Origin of the sequence: Mastigocoleus sp. MO_188.B34 (assembly GCF_030065675.1) — a bacterium.
Lineage (GTDB): Bacteria > Cyanobacteriota > Cyanobacteriia > Cyanobacteriales > Nostocaceae > Mastigocoleus.
In genome coordinates this window covers 88370-109560 of the sequence record NZ_JASJDK010000002.1, presented here as the reverse complement: position 1 = coordinate 109560, position 21191 = coordinate 88370, and the positions used below count along the sequence as shown (strand labels likewise).

Annotated in this window: 20 protein-coding genes; 5 read left to right on the top strand and 15 right to left on the bottom strand. The window is 35.9% G+C overall.

The window, feature by feature from the left end:
• Positions 1-180: 180 nt before the first annotated feature.
• Positions 181-366 carry a hypothetical protein gene (locus QNJ50_RS00960; RefSeq protein WP_027844279.1) on the top strand — a complete coding sequence of 62 codons (186 nt, stop codon included), beginning with the start codon at positions 181-183 and terminating at the stop codon, positions 364-366.
• 219 nt (positions 367-585) lie between these two features.
• Here the strand turns inward: QNJ50_RS00960 and QNJ50_RS00955 are convergent, their stop codons facing one another.
• A complete protein-coding gene (locus QNJ50_RS00955) occupies positions 586-1896 on the bottom strand; it encodes a hypothetical protein (RefSeq protein WP_300631087.1) in 1311 nt (436 codons plus the stop codon).
• A 541-nt stretch (positions 1897-2437) separates the two neighbouring features.
• Here QNJ50_RS00955 and QNJ50_RS00950 point away from each other — a divergent pair.
• Positions 2438-2650 carry a hypothetical protein gene (locus tag QNJ50_RS00950; protein ID WP_300631085.1) on the top strand — a complete coding sequence of 71 codons (213 nt, stop codon included), beginning with the start codon at positions 2438-2440 and terminating at the stop codon, positions 2648-2650.
• Positions 2651-3198: 548 nt separating this feature from the next.
• Here QNJ50_RS00950 and leuD read toward each other — a convergent pair.
• A complete protein-coding gene (gene leuD / locus QNJ50_RS00945) occupies positions 3199-3807 on the bottom strand; it encodes a 3-isopropylmalate dehydratase small subunit (RefSeq protein ID WP_300631083.1) in 609 nt (202 codons plus the stop codon).
• A gap of 47 nt (positions 3808-3854) precedes the next feature.
• On the opposite strand from leuD, the gene QNJ50_RS00940 reads away from it, so the two are divergent.
• Positions 3855-4004: a hypothetical protein gene (locus QNJ50_RS00940; RefSeq protein ID WP_300631081.1), complete on the top strand. Its 150-nt coding sequence runs from the start codon at positions 3855-3857 to the stop codon at positions 4002-4004.
• 49 nt (positions 4005-4053) lie between these two features.
• On the opposite strand, the gene leuC is transcribed toward QNJ50_RS00940, so the two are convergent.
• On the bottom strand, positions 4054-5460 hold the full coding sequence (gene leuC / locus QNJ50_RS00935; RefSeq protein WP_300631079.1) for a 3-isopropylmalate dehydratase large subunit: 1407 nt from the start codon (positions 5458-5460) through the stop codon (positions 4054-4056).
• A gap of 555 nt (positions 5461-6015) precedes the next feature.
• Positions 6016-7710 carry an AAA family ATPase gene (locus tag QNJ50_RS00930; RefSeq protein ID WP_300631077.1) on the bottom strand — a complete coding sequence of 565 codons (1695 nt, stop codon included), beginning with the start codon at positions 7708-7710 and terminating at the stop codon, positions 6016-6018.
• Positions 7711-7962: 252 nt separating this feature from the next.
• On the opposite strand from QNJ50_RS00930, the gene QNJ50_RS00925 reads away from it, so the two are divergent.
• Positions 7963-8331, top strand: coding sequence for a rhodanese-like domain-containing protein (locus QNJ50_RS00925; RefSeq protein WP_300631075.1), 369 nt, complete (start codon positions 7963-7965; stop codon positions 8329-8331).
• A gap of 74 nt (positions 8332-8405) precedes the next feature.
• Here QNJ50_RS00925 and sfsA read toward each other — a convergent pair whose 3' ends face one another.
• From sfsA to fdxB, 8 genes are all read right to left on the bottom strand, one after another.
• Positions 8406-9164 (bottom strand): DNA/RNA nuclease SfsA, encoded by a 759-nt coding sequence (gene sfsA, locus QNJ50_RS00920; protein WP_300631073.1) that lies wholly within the window; start codon positions 9162-9164, stop codon positions 8406-8408.
• A 220-nt stretch (positions 9165-9384) separates the two neighbouring features.
• Positions 9385-9843 (bottom strand): ArsC/Spx/MgsR family protein, encoded by a 459-nt coding sequence (locus QNJ50_RS00915; RefSeq protein ID WP_300631071.1) that lies wholly within the window; start codon positions 9841-9843, stop codon positions 9385-9387.
• 62 nt (positions 9844-9905) lie between these two features.
• Positions 9906-10517, bottom strand: coding sequence for a cupin domain-containing protein (locus QNJ50_RS00910; RefSeq protein WP_300631069.1), 612 nt, complete (start codon positions 10515-10517; stop codon positions 9906-9908).
• A 90-nt stretch (positions 10518-10607) separates the two neighbouring features.
• Positions 10608-11093 (bottom strand): hypothetical protein, encoded by a 486-nt coding sequence (locus tag QNJ50_RS00905; RefSeq protein WP_300631067.1) that lies wholly within the window; start codon positions 11091-11093, stop codon positions 10608-10610.
• Between the two features lie 219 nt (positions 11094-11312).
• Positions 11313-11903, bottom strand: a complete 591-nt coding sequence (locus QNJ50_RS00900) for a heme-copper oxidase subunit III (protein ID WP_300631066.1) — start codon at positions 11901-11903, stop codon at positions 11313-11315.
• Between the two features lie 196 nt (positions 11904-12099).
• Entirely contained in the window at positions 12100-13773 is a 1674-nt protein-coding gene (gene ctaD / locus QNJ50_RS00895; RefSeq protein WP_300631065.1) for a cytochrome c oxidase subunit I, read from the bottom strand.
• Between the two features lie 64 nt (positions 13774-13837).
• The gene (locus tag QNJ50_RS00890) at positions 13838-14812 is read right to left on the bottom strand and encodes a cytochrome c oxidase subunit II (RefSeq protein ID WP_300631064.1); all 975 of its coding nucleotides are present in this window, start codon (positions 14810-14812) and stop codon (positions 13838-13840) included.
• A 771-nt stretch (positions 14813-15583) separates the two neighbouring features.
• Positions 15584-15877, bottom strand: a complete 294-nt coding sequence (gene fdxB / locus QNJ50_RS00885; protein WP_300631062.1) for a ferredoxin III, nif-specific — start codon at positions 15875-15877, stop codon at positions 15584-15586.
• Between the two features lie 990 nt (positions 15878-16867).
• Here fdxB and QNJ50_RS00880 point away from each other — a divergent pair.
• On the top strand, positions 16868-18454 hold the full coding sequence (locus QNJ50_RS00880) for a helix-turn-helix domain-containing protein (protein ID WP_300631060.1): 1587 nt from the start codon (positions 16868-16870) through the stop codon (positions 18452-18454).
• 184 nt (positions 18455-18638) lie between these two features.
• Here QNJ50_RS00880 and QNJ50_RS00875 read toward each other — a convergent pair whose 3' ends face one another.
• The 3 genes from QNJ50_RS00875 to QNJ50_RS00865 all read right to left on the bottom strand — a co-directional run bounded on the left by QNJ50_RS00875 (position 18639) and on the right by QNJ50_RS00865 (position 21178).
• Positions 18639-19040, bottom strand: a complete 402-nt coding sequence (locus QNJ50_RS00875; protein WP_300631059.1) for a hypothetical protein — start codon at positions 19038-19040, stop codon at positions 18639-18641.
• Between the two features lie 173 nt (positions 19041-19213).
• Complete coding sequence (locus tag QNJ50_RS00870) at positions 19214-20479, bottom strand: HAMP domain-containing sensor histidine kinase (protein WP_300631058.1); 1266 nt, start codon at positions 20477-20479, stop codon at positions 19214-19216.
• A gap of 24 nt (positions 20480-20503) precedes the next feature.
• The gene (locus QNJ50_RS00865; RefSeq protein WP_300631057.1) at positions 20504-21178 is read right to left on the bottom strand and encodes a response regulator transcription factor; all 675 of its coding nucleotides are present in this window, start codon (positions 21176-21178) and stop codon (positions 20504-20506) included.
• Between the last annotated feature and the right edge of the window lie 13 nt (positions 21179-21191).

The window sequence follows — 21191 nt, the reverse complement described above, 5'->3', positions numbered from 1 at the left end:
TCAGTCTCATATTGCCATAGTTGTAAATTTTGTAGCACAGCCTACTTAAGTAACCAAGTATGTGATAACTTCCTGGTAATTACGGATGACAATGGCAAATATATAATAATTTAATGATTCTTTATATTACGCTATTATAATATTTTTTATGGTGTGAGTTAAATTTCCATTCAGTTAACGATGTCTATATCCAGTGTGTCTGATCGAGAATCTCAAACTATGGTGGCAACGAAGTTAAATCAATCTCCCTATAAGGTCGACCAACAGGTCAAGTTCATGCATTTACAAGCTGAGGTGGATTGTCTACTTCAAGAGCTAAAACATTTACAACTGAAGCGATTGGCCGCAAATACCAAACAAGAATAAGAAATCAGTTTTTTGAATCCAAATATAAAACACCAATTACTCAAATCTATGTTTTAAAAGGATTAATGTCCTAGACACTATCCATCAATATTTTCTTGTATGTGACATGTTCCCACCCCATATTTGATCCAGCGAGTGTGGCAGCATGTCACTTCTAATTTGGATATCTACCTAATTTCGAATAAAACTTCCCAGAAAAACAATGGGACATGATTGTAATTATTGTGTCCTATCCTCAATTCTTGCCAACAAAATTTCAAGACGTGCAAAGTTATTTTTATTTAACCTTTTTTGCGTTTTTAACCATGACTTTGCCCGTGAATCTCCAAATTTTGCAGCTAAAATTAGAGCCCCCCATGTTTGAACTTGGGGACGATTGGGATTAACTTGTAACGCGACTTTAACGCGATCCCATAATCTACCCCTGTCTGCTTTGAGCAAGCTAACTATTTCTTTGGAATTACTTGGCGATTTCTCAAATACTTGTAAAGCTTTTTCCCAGCTACCATCAATTAAATACACTTGTACTTGTTGGCTGGGACTTGCCCAATTGATGTTTGCCTGCTTGGTACTCAGTTCCGAGTGTAAGCGAATTAAATCAATTTGAGCGATGGAATCTGCAGATATTTTGCCTTTGTGCTGCTTTCGGATAAATTGTAACCACTTAAAAGCTGGAGTCCATAGACCCTTGCGAGCAATGAGTAAAGCTTTTTGGTAACCCCTATCTTTGAAGGTTGGAGGTTTAAGAGCGATCAGGCGAAGTCTAATAGGGTTATTAATAGAGTTAAAGGACTTAGCCTGATAAACGCGAACTCGAGGCTCAAAACCAACTGTTTGGTTAACAACTAATTCTTTTGTATTGTCCCCTGTTACCTGTTGCCATTTTGGATTATCTCCCGATGGACTAGTCCAAGATTGCATTACTTTCAGGTGTTTGCGTTTCAGATTGTAGTAAATAATATGACCGTAATTTACACTATGATTACCGGAATTACGCTGACCCCGGAGATAAAACCACTTTCCTGCTGGAAGATCATTTCCTTGAAAGGACTCGATGTGATTTAAAGGTAAGGCAATGTTAGCACCTTGGGTTTCGTTAGTAATATTTACTAAGGGAGCAATAACGAAGGATTCTTCTGGACCCTCAATTTTTAAGCGTGCAACCATTTCATAGTGTTTTTGTCGCGATACTTCACTACTTTGGGAAAGATTATAAGCTCTCAATTCAACAATTTTCTGACAATCTGACTGACAGTTGGGTCTTTTTTGAAAAATAGGAAGTAAAAAGGATTGGTCAGCAGTTTTTGCTAAAGGTAAGACTTTCCCTGCAATTTGTCCTTGGTGATATATTGCATTTTCGATCTGTTTGCGGCTTTGGGGTAAGTCGAGATCTACATCCTTAATTTTTGCCCACTCTGGTAGAAAATGATTTACCCACAGAACCTCACTTGGTCTGACAATTAATAAAAAACCAATTCTAACCGAGGCGATCGCAAGAGCACCACCAGTAAATAATAATACAATTGCCAAAGCTGTAAAAAGCGATATTCTCTTTTGGCGACGTTTGTGAATTTTTTTGTGTTGAATTCTTTTTTGTTGAATTCTTTTATAAATTTTTTTGATGGCTTTTCTTTTTGATGACTTTCGTGTTGGCTTACGCGAACAATTCTCCATGTTATTTATGATTCTATAAACATAGTATTTATACGAAGTTATTTTTCTTTTATATCCGGCTTTGAGAATTACAGCAATCTTTCAAATTTCTCTGACGAAGATATACTTTCATCAGTTTTACAGATAAGAAAAAATTGATCGCACAATACGATCATGAGTGGCGTTGCAGCACATATAGAGATTAATACTCAACAAAAGTCTCAATAGCAGAGTTATGTCCGCGATCGCAAATACTGAGATTGTACCTGTGGATAAGACTAGCACAAAGATTGAAGACCAACTTAGTTTATTCGTAACAAGAGCAAATAATTATTTTTAGTCTCTCTGAAAATAATATTTTAGAATTCCCAGAAATAAGAAGCCAGCATTATTCTTAGCTATACCTAACTCATTATCAATGCTGGTCAATGAAAAATCTATTCCAGACCTTAAACTTCACGTCTGGAATAGAGTATTAGTCGCCTATATATTTCAGATTTACACCCTTACGGGTTCAGCAGTCACTCATGGGGGAGACCCCCAAGACCGCGCTGTTTCACCAAGTAGAGTATATGTCTGCGATGACTTAAGTTTTTATAAATCAGAACAAAGAATATTCTCTGCTAAGTAGAATGGAGTTTGAATTGGGGTTAGGATTAGGACTTAAGCTACTTTCCCAACAAGACTGGAGATATTAGAGAGGATGAAGAATGGTGTTTTTAGCATACATATCTTGGAACAAAAAAGCAGCCCCGACATTAACCTAAAGCACATCCTTTTTTAAAGAAGTTAGCGAAAACTCAAGTTTCCAAATTGATTGGATGTATGGTAGGTAGTTCACACATTTTGGGTCTGTGGTTCATCACAACTTAATGTTCCCATTATCAGAAGGAAAAAAAAGGGGGGTTTTGTGGGGTATTGGTATATTGTTACAGAAGTGTTACAAAAGTCGTAATTAAGTATTTCAGGGATATATGGAGAGTAATAGCAAATCAATCCAGGTCTTCATCAAAAATTATGAATTTTGTTCAATAATCATAAATTTGAACGCACATTCAATTACAAATATGATATTTGTCTGCAGATAAATTTTTTAAACAAATATTGTAAATTAATATAGGTGGGCATTTGCCCACACTGTAATAAGCTATTTGGTATTAGCAAACATCAAAATCTTAACTAACCTGCAGCTAAATTACTCCAACCAACATAAGGTAACTGCATCGCTGTCTCCCGAATCCTAGCTGCATTAGCTACTAACTGACCGCAAGCATCCCAAGTTCCGGAGATAAACATATTTCGAGCACCTCGATCAATTGAAATGGATGCAGAAAAATCACCGCATAGTACCTGCATCGTTTCTAAATTTATGCTCACCCCTGCTTGAGGATTATTAGTTAAAATTTGTTGTATTTCTTTAACTTTTTCAGGATCCATAGTAACGCAAGGAATACCCATCGCCACACAGTTACCAAAAAAGATTTCGGCAAAACTTTCGCCAATCAAAGCTTGGATACCCCATTTAGATATGGCTTGGGGTGCATGTTCCCGCGATGAACCACAACCGAAGTTGCGGTTGACAACCAAAATATTTGCACCTTTGTATTGGGGTTGGTCGAATGGATGTTTCCCTGCTAAAGCTTTCCTGTCATCTTCAAAAGCATGTTCGCCCAAACCATCAAAAGTTACACAACGCAAAAACCGCGCCGGAATAATGCGATCGGTATCAATATCATTTCCAACTAAAGGAATACCACTTCCAGAAACTGTTTTAACTTCGCTTGTCATTTAGATTAAGTAATGAGTAATGAGTAATGGGTAATGGGTAATGGGTAATGGGTAATGGGTTATGGGTTATGGGTTATGGGTTATGGGTTATGGGTTATGGGTTATGGGTTATGGGTTATGGGTTATGGGTTATGGGTTATGGGTTATGGGTTATGGGTTATGGATTATGGATTATGGATTATGGATTATGGGAATAAGTTGGTAATCAAGATTAAAGAACCAATCCCTAATCCCTAACCCCTAAAATTAATTCAATAATTCGCGGACATCATAAACTTCGCCTTTTACCGCCGCAGCTGCAACCATTGCTGGACTCATTAATAAAGTCCGACCAGAAGCTGAACCTTGTCTTCCTTTAAAGTTACGATTTGAGGAAGATGCACTTAATTGTCTTCCTTCTAACTTATCGGGATTCATGGCTAAACACATGGAACATCCTGGTTCGCGCCACTCAAATCCTGCTTCTTGGAAAACTCGATCCAAACCTTCTGCTTCGGCTTGCTGTTTTACCAATTCAGAACCAGGAACAACAAATGCTTTTACTCCTTGAGCTACATGATGTCCCTTAGCTACTTTTGCTGCTTCCCGTAAATCACTAATTCGTCCATTAGTGCAACTACCAATAAAGCAAACATCTACCTTGGTACCTTCGATCGGCTTACCAGGAGCTAAATCCATATAGCTATAGGCTTCCTCTGCTATGAAGCGATCATCAGCAGGTAGTTCTTCGCTAGTCGGTACAGTTTGATTAATCCCAATACCTTGTGCAGGTGTAATTCCCCAAGTAACTGTTGGAGGAATCTCACTAGCGTCAAAAACTACGACATCATCATATTCAGCATCAGCATCGCTGCGAATAGAATCCCACCAAGCTACAGCTTTTTCCCAGTCCGAACCTTGGGGTGCAAATTTTCTACCTTTGAGATACTCATAGGTAACTCGGTCTGGATTAACGTAACCGCAACGAGCACCACCTTCAATGGACATATTACAAACGGTCATCCGTTCTTCCATGCTCATTTGCTCAAAAGTAGTACCTGCATACTCGTAGGCATATCCGACACCACCTTTAACACCCAAGGTACGAATAACATGGAGAATTACATCTTTAGCATAAACACCGGGTTGGAGAGTACCGTTAACTTCTATCTTACGAACTTTCAACTTAGCAAGAGCAAGGGTTTGAGAAGCTAAAACATCTCGGACTTGGCTAGTTCCAATACCAAAAGCGATCGCCCCAAATGCGCCATGGGTGGATGTGTGGCTATCCCCACAGGCGATGGTCATTCCTGGTTGAGTAAGTCCTTGTTCGGGAGCAATCACATGGACAATTCCTTGACTGCCAGAACCGATATTATAAAAGGTGATACCGTTTTGCTTACAGTTATCTTCTAGCGCCTGAATCATTTCTTCTGCTAGGCGATCGCTAAAAGGACGGGCTTGGTTATCTGTTGGTACGATATGGTCTACGGTGGCGACAGTCCGTTCTGGAAATAATACTTTTAACCCCCTCTCCCGTAACATAGCAAAGGCTTGGGGACTAGTAACTTCATGAATTAGGTGTAACCCAATAAATAATTGTGTTTGTCCTGAAGGAAGTACCCCGACCGTATGTGAGTCCCAAACTTTATCAAATAATGTACCTTTGCTCATACTCAATTCCGTTGCTCATGATGACAGCAATTGACTTCTTTAATCTGCGATAGATTTTGTATATATTATCGCTACACAGAATGATTATAGTGAATTCATCTAAAAAAACTCGGGTGAGCTTGGAAAACTTACACACAAGTGGATTAAAAGAATACAAAACTTTACTTGACTATGCTGACCATATGGATATTTTACCCCGAAGTCTGATGTGATGGTGCAACGGGGAGAATGGGAAAAGGTACTGCAAATTAATACCCTATGCTTATGTAGTCAAGCCTTAGAAAATGTGAACAAACAATGAAATATTCTGACTATCCAGGATGTAGTCTGCATACGACTGCGAAGGAGTTCTATTTATCAACTAAAGTTGTGATGCAGGAGTTGGGAATTGAACTAGAGGAACTTCAGAATTGATCCTGTTGTGGGTTTTGTTTTGTTGTAGGGAGTGCGATCGCACTACAGGTAACCTTTTGTATTGAGCGGGTGTTAGTGGTTTCTAAAACCAAACCAGAATCCTTACTCAATCGACTCCAACACAATTGTTATACAGCCAATTTAGATTTTAACTAGTGTCTCCAAGGCCGACACCAAAGCATCTAATGAGCTTCTCTTATGGGTATTAAGTGACGCGCCTGGATTTCTGGCTACACACTGTGAAACTACTCTCTTTACCTCTTTTTCTATTGTTTCGTTCCAGGGCTTACCTGTATCTAGAAATACACTTTTTATGCGTTCAGACCATTTTAACTTACAACGGAATTTATTATCTTTTAAATTAACTCCAAATTTATCATAAATTTTTTGTTTATAAACAGATATGTCAAGGCAATCTTCAAATTCTGAATTGCTCATTCCCAAACAATTTATCATAGTACAGTTCTTAACTGTTACAAGTCCTTCTTTGCTAGCTTTGTCATAGGATTTCCTGCCAGCATCATCATTATCAAGAAGAACATGGTACACACACAATGAGCTATTAAGTAATGAAAGTTTGTAGGATAAATTTCCAGCCCCCCGTATAGGTTCAATAACCAATAAATTATTTTTCATAAACTTTGCTAACTTTTCACTCAAAAATGGTAAAAGGGATTTGAGAGCTATTGCATCCTCTTCTCCTTCAACTACTAATGCATAATTTGCATTGATCAAATTATCAGAAGCTTTAACTCCGAGAATTTCCCTAATTGCTTTGATACTTCTCGCAGAAGAAGCTTTACCATTATCAATAATGACATTAGATTTTAGAGAATGCCTATCAACGAATAGTGGATTATGTGTAGTAATAATTACTTGACTGGTGGTAGCTAATGAGTTGATGATTTCAGTTAATTGATGAATAGCAGCAGGATGAAGATGAGACTCTGGTTCTTCAATAGCCACTATAGAAGCACTACCTTCTAGATACCTGTTCTTCAGAAGTGCTAATGCAGCTAGGCTTTTTACACCATCTCCTTTGAATTCTATGTTTGTAGGAGTTCCATCATCAATAATTACATTAAACTTTTTTCTTAAAGCAGTTCGCCTCTCTTGCTCTGGGATGTCAATTTTGACTTCAGTCATATTTGGCAAAAATTCTGATAGAGGTTCTTTGATTTTTTCTGCCAACTTATTTAATAATGGCTGTTGAAGTTTTTTGATTGTATCTAGTGCTTTTTGATATGTCTGCTCCTTTTCCAATATTCGAAGTTCTTGAGATAGCATACTATCAATAACTCGCAAAACTTTTTTATCAGTTCTAATTGCGGGAATGTAATTAAATGATATTTTTTTTGCAATGAAATCTGCAATCTGTGTCGATTTAGAATTAAGAGTTTTAGAACCTTTTCCACTTTTACAAACTTTGATAGATGGCTTTTTCTCCTTGCTAAATTTTATCTCTATGGGTAAAGTACCATTCAAATTAGATTTGATAGTATCTTTAAATTCAATAACCTCTTTCTCATCTAAATCAAACTCCAGCCTAAAAATAGATTGATTCCCCTGTTTCCTTTTTTGGAAATTAATAGGAAAATCCCTTTCCCATAAATAGAAACTTTCATCATTACGGTATTTGATTCTGGCTCTGGAAAACAAAAACCTTCCAGGTGCAGCATGTTCTTGAAGAACCTTCATCGCTATAGAGAGAGCCTTAAGGATATTTGATTTACCTTCATTATTTTTTCCAATTAGGATGGTAGTATTAGAAATTGCGATTTTATGCGCAGTGGTAATACTCCGAAAATTAGTTACAGAAAAATTGACTAATCTCACTTCTTAACCTGCTTGTACCTTTGCACTAAGTTATACTCGTAAATAATAATAACTCAGTTACTTTACTAACGTCAGGCAATATTTATACAGGGAGTATTTGCTAGGTTTGCGTGTGTGGGGTATGTATTTTTTTTGTTATCGCTTCTGGTGGCTATCCAACTTAACTCTCGACTGAGAAAGATAATCTCGATACTCATCTAGGAAATTAATCGAAGATTTTTAAATTATTACTTCACAAAAAAATTAACTTATATGGCGTCTACATCTTCTGTTAAACCATTTGTGATTGATATTTCTCCTTCTGAATTTGTCAAATTACCCGAACACCCTTTACTCATCGATGTACGTAGTAAAATTGAGTATGATATGTTTCATTTAGTAGGAGCAGTGAACTTAAGTTTGCCACGTCTTATTATGGGTATGATACCGGTTTTACGTAGCTGGGTTTATCCTCAATGGTTTAGGAATTTATCCAAAAATGAACCTGTTCTTGTGATTTGTTTAACCTCACATCGCAGCCCAATTGCTGCAAAATATCTGGTCAAAGCAGGTTTCATTCAAGTCTTTAATATTACTGGCGGAATGATGGAGTGGCGACGCTTGGGTTTACCATATTCCTGATATAGAAGGGGTAGTAATAATTAGATGCTGACCCCTTAGAGTTGACGATTGACCAAACCTAGAAATATTCACAATTAAACAAAACTACAATTCGCCAACCCCAAATAACGAATACCCTCTGGACTAACTGCAAATCTACAAGGTAAAATTTCCACACCCATAGATAAAGCTTCGCGCAGCAATTTACCATACACAGGGTCAGTTTCATCACCAGGTGCAAAATCCATACAATCACCCCTGTTGATAAAGTAAAGCATAACCGAGCGATGATCTGGTAATAAAGCCATCAATTCTCTGAGGTGCTTTTGTCCTCGTGTTGTTTCTGTATCTGGGAATAAAGCTAACTTACCCTTAACAAATGTTGTATTTTTAACTTCCAGATATATAGAACGTTCCATTTCTTTCCCTGACAACAGAAAATCAACACGACTTTTTTTCTCTTGTCCGTAGGGTACTTCCGACTGAACTTTTAAATAATCTCCAAGTTCTGAAAATAGATGTTTTTCTAGGGCTAATTTAACTACCCGGTTAGGTAAAGCTGTATTTACACCCACCCAAGTAGGTTCGTTATCATGAACTTCGATTAATTCTAAAGTGTAGCCGAGTTTGCGTTTGGGGTTATTACTCTTGGACAACATTACAGCACTACCAGGAGTTGAAACCCCTGTCATTGGTCCTGTGTTGGGACAATGGGCTGTTACTATTTCTCCGCTATCAAGTTTAACATCAACAAAAAACCTCTTGTAGCGCTTAATAAAAGTACCAGCGTAAAGCTCTGGGTAACGATAGAGCCAATCAGTCGATGTTTCTACAGAATTGATTTGTCCTTTCAAGGGATTATAAAATAAGAATAATAATCTATGAGTAATACAGCATACAACTGTTGCTGACCGAAATCAATATACCTGTAGTAGTTAGTTTCATGGGAAATAAAGACGTAGCAATGCTACGTCTCTACGCTCAATCTATTAAATTAGGGATTGATATTGTGGGGTATAGTAGCCCAAAAGCGAGCGTAATCTACCCGTAACAGAATTAATGTTTTGGTTTTGATTAGCTATGACACTTACCATTCTCATGATGTTCGTGTTTACGAGGACAATTTTGTAAATCTTGGTTCATTAATTTTTCAGTGGTGTCCTTCAAGGAATCATTTGCAGCTTTTAAACCGATCCAAGCATCAATGCGTTCTACATCAAAACCGACTTCTCGATGTTCTCCCACTTGAATTAAAGGACGACGAATTAACAATGGATCTTCTAGCATCAATGCTAAAGCTGTTTGTGCATCTAATTCTTCAGGAAGCACCTCCCCAGATCTGACCCTTGGTGCAGCTTTATTAAACCATTCAACTACAGGGCGATCGCCAAAAAATGAATGTAAACTTTCAGCAGTCCAAGAATTGGTTAATAAATTATGAGCTTCCAATTCATGACCTGCTGCTGCAAGCAAAGTTTTTTGTTTTGTATTATTTTTACAACCTGGTTTTTCATAAAAAATAACTTTTGCCATTCTACTATCTCCTAATTAATTATTAGTTAGATAGGACTCTCGAGAAATTCCCCATTCCCCAACTAGAAATTCTTTGCAGTGTGATTCGTGGTGTCAAATTCAAACCTTTCTTTCGACTTTGTTTCGCCGTATAAATTAAAAGTTACAGTTGGTTCTTCGGCGATTGCTTCTACACAATGAATTGCACCAGGAACAAAACTGATAATATCCCCCGGAGATAAAATAAGTTCTTTGGTAAATTCTATTTTACCGTTAAATTTAGGAGTTGGTTGTCTTTGCCAGAAAGTATTTTTTTCTTGACCTTTTAAAATTGCGACTACCCCCCAGGTACCATGGTTATGAATATTAGAAATTGTTCCAGGTGTAAAGGTAACCATTTGTACTGTAAATGGAAAACCTAATTCATCATATAAAAGTTCTACAGAAGTACCTGTTGTAAAATTTGGCTCTGGATATTTACTTCTGACCCAATAGGAATTAGTAATTAAACGTCTTACTAATATACGAACTTTTGTAAGAAATTCGAATTCTGATTTAGTTTGTTTTACTGTATATTCTAATTCAGTTAAAAATCGATATAGATAGTAATCTTCTTGTAATAAATCCCATTCCCTTACGGGCTTACCAGCCTGGTACTTCCCATCTTCAGTAACAAGCCAATCATTTCCTCTCATATGTAAAATTCATATATAAAATTCACAACTCTGTCTGAACTTTTACCCATAGGGTATAGTTTAAAACTTTACCTATTACCCATTACTCATCTAATCATCTTCTTCTGGTGGACGTGTCAAAATATCAAACAATACCCCAGCACCAAATTCGTTATTTTTATCAATTTCTTTAACCTGTATACAGATTTTTTTAGCTTGTTCCAGTTCCCCCAACTTGGCTAAAACCAATCCAGAAGCAGCATAAGCATTTAAAAAGAGTCGAATTATCGCTTCTTCTTTTCGAGCAATCAATATTGGCTTTAATTCTTCCCAATCATTGGTAAAATTTTCTAATTCTTTAATTGTATCTATGACTTTATTGGCAATTTGTAATGCCATAGGATAATTATATTTATAGTAAAAGTATCTGTATGCTGCAATTAAAACATCTGTATTTTTTCCAGTTTTGGCTAAAGCTTGATTTATATATTTTTCCGCTTCAGAATTATTCTCCCAATTATCCGCAGCTAATATCAACAACTTTTTGATATCCTCTGGAACTTCGAACCAAGAAAACCTATCCTTATCTACTAACATAAAAACTCCTTGGTAATCAGTTATCAGTAATTAGCTACCAGTTATCAATTATTAGTTTGAGATTACTATAGGAGTCATGTTTAAATTTTGTAAATAACCAAAATATATCCCTATAGCTAAAAAATATATCCTGTTCAAACTAATTTATCAAAAGTTAGCTGTTAACTGTTAGCGCAGCGTGCGCGATAGCGCATTAACTGATAACTGATAACTGAAAAATCAGAATCTTGTCAAAATGTAGAGCAAAGAAAATAAAACAATCCAAATAATATCTACAAAGTGCCAGTAGATTTCTGCCATTTCAATGCCAATATGTTTGGTGGCATTATAGTGTTCGGGGCGACGAGAACGCCATAAAACTCCCAGAATTAATAACAATCCAATAAATACATGCAAACCGTGAAAGCCGGTCATTAAGTAAAAGCAATTAGAAAAAATATTGGTTGTTAAGCCATATCCTAATGTCAAATATTCATAAACTTGACCTAGTAAGAAAATAGCACCCATACCGGCTGTTATTTTGTACCATTTTCGCATTCCCTTGAGGTCATTTTTTTTAATCGCAGCATCGCCGAAATGAATCACGAAACTACTAGAAACCAAAATAATTGTGTTAATTGTTGGTAATATCAGTTCTACCTCAGTTTCATGGGGAGGCCAAACATCAGCCAAACCTCGATAAAACAAATAAGCGGCAAAAAAACCACCAAACATTAGGGATTCGGAAACGAGAAAGGTTAACAGCCCTAAAACTCGAAAGTCTGGATGTTCTTCGTGATGGCTAGTATCTGGTGTGGGTGCAAGTGTCATATCAGTTGATGGTATTTGGGTTGTATTACTGGTCGGTAAATGGTGTCTACTTTATTATTTTTTTCTCTCTAGTAAGGAATGTAGCCTCGGGAGGCAGAGCCTCCCAGAAACTTTTGTATAGAACCTGGAAAATTCTGTTACTGCTTTTGAGTTTGTGAATTGGATTTGCGAATAAAAATTACATTCGCATATTTCTTCAAATACTTGGCTCGACTTTAGTGCCCGATCGCACAGAATTATCGTCCTCTTCATTGAAGCCATATTCATAGGGTCCGTGGGTAACCACAGGTAGAGTATCCCAGTTTTCAATTGCAGGAGGTGAAGAGGTTGTCCATTCTAAAGAAAGAGCATTCCAAGGATTATCTCCGGCTTTACGTCCAAATCCCCAACTCCAAAGAACATTAAGAAAGAAGGGAATCACTGATGCTCCTAAAATGAAAGCACCGATAGTACAAATTTGGTTCAAAGCTATGAATTGTGGGTCATACATTGCTACCCGACGGGGCATTCCTTGCAAACCCAATTCGTGCATTGGCAAGAATGTTGCAAGAGTTCCAATAAAGGTAAGAACAAAGTGAATTCTACCCAAAGTTTCATTTAAAAACCTACCGGTGATTTTAGGAAACCAGTGGTAAATTCCAGCATAAATCCCAAATACGGAACCGCCAAATAGAACGAAGTGGAAGTGAGCAACTACATAATAGGTGTCATGGACATGAACATCAAAAGGTGCAGTACCCATGGTGACGCCACTTAAACCACCCAAAACAAACATGGATAGTAAGCCGAGGGCAAATAGCATTGCACTAGTGAAGCGAATTTTGCCCCCCCACAAGGTTGCAACCCACCCGAAAATCTTTACCCCTGTGGGAACTGCAACAATTAAAGTGGAAATGGTAAAGAACATCCGCATCCATCCAGGAGTACCACTTGTAAACATGTGGTGTACCCAGACGAATAAACCAACTACGCAAATTGCTACGCTAGAGTAAGCGATCGCTTTATAACCAAAAATTGATTTGCGGGCGTGGACGGGAACAACTTCCGACATAATTCCGAAAATTGGCAGAATCATCAAATATACTGCCGGATGAGAATAAAACCAGAATAAATGTTGATAAAGGACTACATTACCACCACCATCAGGTTTAAAGAAGGAAGTACCAAAGTTAAGGTCAAACAGGAGCAAAACTAAACCCGCTGCTAATACAGGTGTAGAAAGTAATGCTAAAACAGAAGTTGCCAAAATCGCCCAACAAAATAGGGGTAATTGATCCCACTTCATGCTGGGAACTTTCAATTTCCAGATGGTGACCACAAAATTTAAGGCACCCAAAATTGAAGAAGTTCCGACCAAAACAATTGCTAAAATCCACAATGTTTGGGCAGTTGGGGCAGTAACTAAACTGAGGGGTGGATAGGCTGTCCAACCTGATTGAGAACCACCACCAAAATAAAAACTGGCAGCTAATAATGCCGCAGCAGGGGGATTCAACCAAAATGCAATAGCATTTAGTTTGGGAAATGCCATATCTCTAGCCCCAACCATCAGTGGTACTAAATAGTTACCAAAACCACCAATTGCACTCGGCACAATCCACAGGAAAATCATAATTGTCCCATGGTTGGTCATCAAAGCATTATACAGATTAGGGTCGACAATATCCGGGTCTGGTGTCGCAAGTTCAGCGCGCATAGCAACAGCCATCAGCCCGCCAATCAAATAAAATATAAATGCCGTTACCAGATATTGAATACCAATCACCTTGTGGTCAATATTAAAGGTAAAGTAGTGGTACCACTCCCACTTTTCAGGGTGAGCGCCATGATTAACAGGAAGTTCAGGCGACTGTAATTGTGTCTGTGTCATAAGTTATATTTGCGATTTCACTCCCTGCTATAGACAATGAATTACAAGGAGTTATTACAAGGAGTTAATTGGAATAGTCCTGTTGATGAATAGCAGCCAAAGTATTAGCATTAACTCCCAGTTTGCGGGCATATGGAGTGAGAATCTCTTCAGGGCTTAATGCTATGGTATCGGTTACTTTATCAGTATTGGTAGCGTTAGCTAACAACCAATTTTCAAAGCTTTCGGGGGAATGAACGACGACTTGCGATCGCATCGAACCGTGATAACCACCACACAGTTCGGTACAAACAATTGGATAGGTACCAGTTTTGGTTGCAGTAAATCCTAATGTAGTGGGAATACCAGGAATTGCATCTTGTTTGAGACGAAACTGTGGAACCCAAAATGAATGAATTACATCTGTAGCTGCAATATTCAGTTTAACCTTTGTACCAACAGGAACATGGAGTTCTCCAGAGGTAATTCCGCTTTCGGGATAGTTAAATATCCAAGCAAATTGCATTCCTGTCACATCAACCACTAGATCTGGTTTTTTGCTGTTTTCTCCTGTAATTCCAATGATGGGACTTTTGAGTGTTTTTGCTTGTAAGCTATCTCCACCCTCATCATTTAAAGTTGCAGCAATTGCAGTACTAGATTTGTTTAAGTTTCCAGCAATTTGTTCGCTATTACGCGGTTTAATTCCTCCCATTTGGGTATATACATCGACACTATATATACCCAAACAGATAACAATAATTGTTGGAATTGCTGTCCAAAAAACCTCTAAAGCAAAGCTTCCTTCGATGGGAACTCCATCTGCATCATCTCCGCGACGGTGACGAAATTTCACCAAAAAAATTATAATTGTTCCTTCTACTACTAAAAATAAAGCAGTAGCGATCGCAACCATAATATTGAAAAAATTATCTACTAAAGGTGCTTGCTCGGATGCTTGCACCGGAAGTAAAGAGTGGTGTTGACCAACCCAAATACTGAAAAGAGTGACTGTAATTCCAGCCACTAAAGTTAGGAGTGAAACAGGAATTTGTAGCATAAATACCTGCTAGTTTCAATATGAGCCAAGTGTTGAGTATTGAGTGTTCGGGAATTTTAAATTGAAGTTGTTTTTGGAGATATTACTGATATGTATCCCCGTTAACAAAAAGCCAAAAATAATTTTGTCAGATGCCAGACTCAATAGACAGAATTATTTTTGTCCTAGGAAGTTAGCTCGAGCAAAAAATCCATAAATTATTTCCGATTTAATACGACTAACTGTCCTATTGACATATTAAAGTGTGATTGTATTTTACTTTTAAATCCTAATATTTATTAAACAATTGCTTGTAAAAGTATTGATTATTTAAGTTTTTTATATAAAAATAACTACTCACCTATATAATTAAACCTAGGCAAGTAGCACTTAAAATATTCTGATTTTTCTGTATTATTTATTCATATTTTACAATCTTTATATGAAGTAAATACAAATACAAATAGTATTCATATAATCACCTGTAAACTGTTCCTATAATTTGTACAACATCAAAATTAAAATATTATTCTTATATATTATATAAATGTTTGCCATAAACTTTTATATTAGAAAAATATGTTTATTCTCCTCTATTTATAAATGTAGGCGCTCCAATAAACTCCAATAAATTTAATGGAAACGCCTCATTAAATAAATAACAACCCTAAGCAGCCACAGATTAATTACAACAGTACTAAGGAAACAGTAAATCAAAATATCCCATTGTAATTATTGACAAGCTATATCGCAAATAAATTAATTTGGGATAAGTTACCTTCTTGGAGTTTCCTAATTATTTAAAGCTGCATGGGTATAACAATTCTTAGGACAAATTCTAGAACAAGCTTTACAGCCAATGCAATTATCCTGATTCGCAATCACCATTACTTTTCTTTCAATTTCATCATCATCTTCATCATCAACAAATTCACCATCTTCATCTAATGCTTTTAATGTCAGCACATTATATCCACATACTTTATAACATCTGCCACAACCAATACATTTATCTTTATCAATTGCTTGCGCAAATTCTGGCGTCCAAGTTTTACCACCAAATGTTAGTCCTGTTACTGCTGACATGATTCAACCTTCTAATGAATGCATAGTGATTTATTTAAATTCATTCTAACTTAATAGTCTTTATTGAAAGTGATAAAAATAAATCATTTTATCTTCTACATAAAGTTGCATTTTTATTAATATCTCAAAACATAAAAATCTCTTACAAAGAACTAATGCAAATATTTTCTATTAATGAATAATAAGAAAAACTTTGTTAAAGGTCAACACTTGCTATAACTTGATTTTTACAAGTACTTGATTTCTTTAAAGTTTCAACATTTGGTAGATAATTTACAAAGCAAATAGATAACTATCCAGATTTAATTTGCTAGTTATCAATTGAAGGTATTACTGGTTAAATCAAAACATATTTTATCGTTAATAAAATATTATCTTTAAGTTATAGACTAACAAGTTTGCATTGCGTTATTTAATATACTTAACTTTTTTATTTGGTCTATATGTTTTTACATAACAAAAATAGGTTTTAATAAATTCCCCGCCCATAAAAATTATTATATTATCTTTATATTTATGAAATCATAAAAATTAATTTAGAAAACAAAATCATTAACTTAGATAACAAAAAAATAATTTATATAAACAAAATTTATTTCAAATATTTAATAAACTTGAATTTTTTAATTATTCGATGTTAATGAATAACAGTTTATGTAAGGGCTTTACCCCAATAATTAGATGCAATGAGAGTCGGTCTTAAAAAGTAATCCAAAAAAGATTTATAAGCTCATTGCGAACAAACTTATCTAAATGTTTATGAAATCTTATAAAAAAGCAAAATTTAAATCAGGCTCAAGTTTAAATTTTTGATAAAGAGTTGATTGGATGCAACGTCCGCAAATAGATATATTAATGTATTTGTCGAAACAAGAAAATACTTTCTGTTGCCGACAAAAATGTGGTGGTGTGTAGTAAAGTAACAGGACACATCCAAGTGGTACTTGAGTCCGACATCTCAGCGAGTAGAGTAGGAAAAACTTCAGCCTTATGCCTTATACCATTCCTAACAAGAGTTGTGTTGGATGTAACATCTGCCTTCTTCAGTGTCCTACAGGTGCAATCAAAGTTGAAGGAGATGGATATTGGATCGATCCTTTACTTTGTAATAACTGTGAGGGTTATTATTCAGAACCCCATTGTGTAAGCGTATGTCCAACGAGTTCACCTATTCCTTTACAGGCAAAAAGAGGAAGATGTAAAGTTAACTACACAGAGCCTACTAGTCCATATCTGTTTGCGAATCAGGAAACTAATCCTTTCGCTTCAGCAATTGTAATTTGGGAAGCTTGCAACATTTTATCCCAGAGAGCATCATTGCCTTGGGAAAAAGATGGAGAAGATAACTTATGTTATCGTCGACCAGTTAAGCAAGGAAGAGGAGAAATCGCTTTTTACATAACTGATGCTCCTGATAATGAAACAAAAATCAAAGACTTAGACACAATCGCAGCTATTGATATTAAAGCAGCCTGTATTCTATTAATTTTTGCAGCCCATGCAACAGCCCAAGAAAGACCGTGGGAGCAAGAATTTACAATCGATGACCGCCAGATAGAAAACTATTTAGGATTAGAAAAACGAAAAGACCTGACCAAGCTCTCTAAGTTGAACTTAATCAAAAATATTATTCATCAAGCTTGTTCCCTAACAACTAAAATTAATTGGCCACAACAAGGGAGGATTAAAGGATTCTCAATTCCCGAAAGTCGTTTATGGCATTTAACAAAAACCTATCATAGTTTGCAAGAAGATGAACTTGGTTGCAAACATCTTGTAGGCTTAACATTTAAAATCAGAGCAGGTATCTGGGCAAAATACTTTTTAAACAAACAAGCCTGCAAAGAAAGAAAAGCATTTTACCAATACGGTAGTTTGCCAAAATCTCTATTAACTACTGTAATGAGTTATTGGCAACAGCATGAAGGTGCAGTTAGAATGATGCTGTGGTTATTATTTAAAAGCAAAGTTGGTAGGGAGCAGCGAATTACTGTACCAACTTTGATGCGCATTGCTTATGGGGAGAAAAAACTTGCCCTTGCTTGTACTCAAAGGGATGAACGTAAGCGGCTACTACGAACTTATGAAAACGATTTAGAAATACTTAACCACTATGGCATCAAACCAGTGTTCGATCCGGTAACTTATCCAGCAGAAATTCAACCTTTATGGGCAAAATTGGTTAATATTCCTGAAGATCCAGATGAAGCGATAGAATTTTGGATCGAAGACGGAGGAAGTCAAAGCAGTCTTACAGATGTCAGTCCTCGTGGAAAGTGGAATATGTTAATGAACGGTCGAATTTTATCCTTTGATTTTCCGCCACAGTGGCAACAATACCAGAGTGAAGTGAATAAGAAAAAGCAAGGTTCAAGGATGAGAAGAAAAGTAAAAATAGTAGGAGGGCTTTTAGGAGAACAAATTTCTCAAGCACGCAAAAAGATGAATCTTTCCCAAAGAGAATTAGCTAAACTGACAGGTAAAAGCCAAAGTTGGATCCGAGATATTGAAAATGGTCGCTTTAAAGCAAAATTAGAAGACCAAACATTATTGAGAAAAGTACTAAAAATGGCTTAGTTTATTAATTTATTTCATCTATAACAATTAGTTTCACTCACCAGGAATCGCATCTACAAATTTTAGTAAGTCAAGTTCAGATTCTAATATCTCAGACAAAATACTCTTAGAAAAATATTAGCATAAATCTTAGAAAGAAAATAAATATGTTCTTTAATAGAGTCTAATGATTATCATTTATATGCTAGCAGCAACGCCAATTTTGTGGGCTTTCAAGCAAAATTGGATCTTGTAACATACAAGTTTTACTATTTTTCCAGTATTCAATTGCAATTACAGCATTTCCCGGATTTGCTGTGAGTAATGCTTGTTTAAACTCATCTCTTTTAGATGAAAGCTGTTTTACAAGAGTTAGAGGCTGAAGAATTTGCTCAAACATAACCTTTTCACTACCAAAATATTCAACAAGTGGATATGGATCGTTTGCCACCATCAGCACAGTATCCATTGGTTGTACTAATGTATATTCACAGTCAAAATCAATCTCAAGTTTTATAAATGCTGGTAATTCATACAAAAAATAATAATCAATGAGAAAATTAATCTCCTTTCTATTACGTAATATCAAAATATCAGAAATTTTCATTATCTCCCAGATAAATAGATTTTAGATGTACAAATATTACTTGAATCAATCAAAAAAGTTATTTTTTTATGAGAATAAATCGGGAAATTATTAGTAAAATACTTAATAATTGTCCGAACTTTTTAATTTTGTAAATTTAATTTTTGAGGTTAGATCTTATAATTTTCACAGTTTCAACTTAATAACGGTAGTCGTACAGAAAAGCAGCTACCAATACCCAATTTGCTAGTAACAGTAATTGAACCACCATGATTTTCAACTATAGCTTTCGAAATGGCTAATCCTAGTCCAGAACCATTATCTCGATAGGAACGGGATTGATTTGCTCGCCAAAATCGGTCGAATACCCGTTCAAGATCCTCTGGTGCAATTCCTATACCTGTGTCCTCTACTTCGACTCCCAAATTTGTTTTAATAATGCTAGTTCTTACTTCTATTTTCCCTCCTGAAGGAGTGTAATGAAGTGCATTATCAATCAAATTCCGAAAAACTCTCCTCACTTGGGAAACATTACCTAAAAGATAAAGATTATTATTTAATCGTGTTTTGAGATGAATTTTTCTATCCAGTGCTTGAGGTTGATATAACTGCAGCAATTCAGCTAAAGTAATCCCCAAATCAAACTTATCCCATTCATTGCGGGCAAGATTTTCGTTTTTTGTGCTTCCGTCATAAGTATCGCTACGAGCTAAAAAAAGTAAATCTTCAGTCAGATCAGTCATCTGACTGACAGCACTAGCGATCGCTTCAAATTTTTCGATATCTTTTGGACGCATCGCTTCTGGATATTTCAGCGCAACTGCTGCATTACTTTTAATAGCCATTAAAGGACTGCGAAGCTCATGGGAAGCATCAGCAGTAAACTGTTTTAAACGTTGAAAACTTTTCTCTATTGGTCGCATGGATTGATGAGTCAGAAACATCCCTCCAATACTGCTAAAAATTACAGCAATAACAATTCCACCTGCTAATCCCAAGTCTAATTTTTGTACGGTTTGCTTGAAATCTTCTAATGATTGACTTACTCTCACATAACCAAAATGACGACTACTATTGATGTCTCTCATGGATAAAGTAAATGTAATCAATTCAGTTTCTTCAAGCTGAAAGTATTTCACATTATTTTGAGGAGAAAAGGGTAAATTTAAATCATATTTGCCTTGTCGCTGAATAAGTTTACCTTGAAGATCGAACCATTCCAAAGTTTGCTTATGAGCAATCAGTTCTTCAGTAGGAAAATCACTTCTTATCTTAATTAGACCTCCTTCTAGTTTTGCATCATGAGCTTCATCTGTGCTGAGAATTATTAGTTTTTGTATTAATTCTTGTTTGAGACTTTGGATAAAAAATATTCTTACAGTAACAGTAAAAATTCCTAAAATTATTGTAAATACAGTTATGTAAGAAAATAACAGCTTATATCGAGTCTTTTGAAACATAACTTAGTTAGTAATACTTATAATTTAATCAGAACTAAGACGATACCCCACTCCATATACATTTTCAATAAAATTATCAGTTTTCCCTGCTGCTTTGATTTTATTACGTAGGTTAGTAATATGAGTTTTAATTGTTCCTTCACCAGATGACTTATCAAGTTCCCAAAGTTTATCAAGAAGTATGGATGGAGTGACAACTTGCTCTGGATGACGTAAAAAATATTCTAGTATTAAGTATTCCTTGGGGGTCAATGAAATAATTTTATTCTTATAAGTAACTCTATGGGTAGTCGGATTTAGTTGTAAATAATTGTGACTTAAAATCGGTTGTTGAATTTCTCGACTTCTGCGACATAAAGCTCTAATTCGTGCTGCAAGTTCTTCTAATTCAAATGGTTTGATTAAATAATCATCAGCACCAGCATCTAGTCCAACAACTTTATCGGTGGTGGTATCTTTGGCTGTTAATATTAGAATCAGTACTTTTGATTGAGTGTCTCTTAACCTCTTGCACAGGCTAATACCGTCTAATCTAGGTAACATTAAATCTAATAAGATTAGGTCATACTCAGCTGCTTGTGAGTATTCCCAACCCTCAACACCATCTCGAGCAATATCAACAACATGGTGTTGATTTCTTAGGTCTTCCGCTAACGGTCTAGAAATGCGATCGTCATCTTCAACAATTAGGATCCTCATTATTTTATTTGAA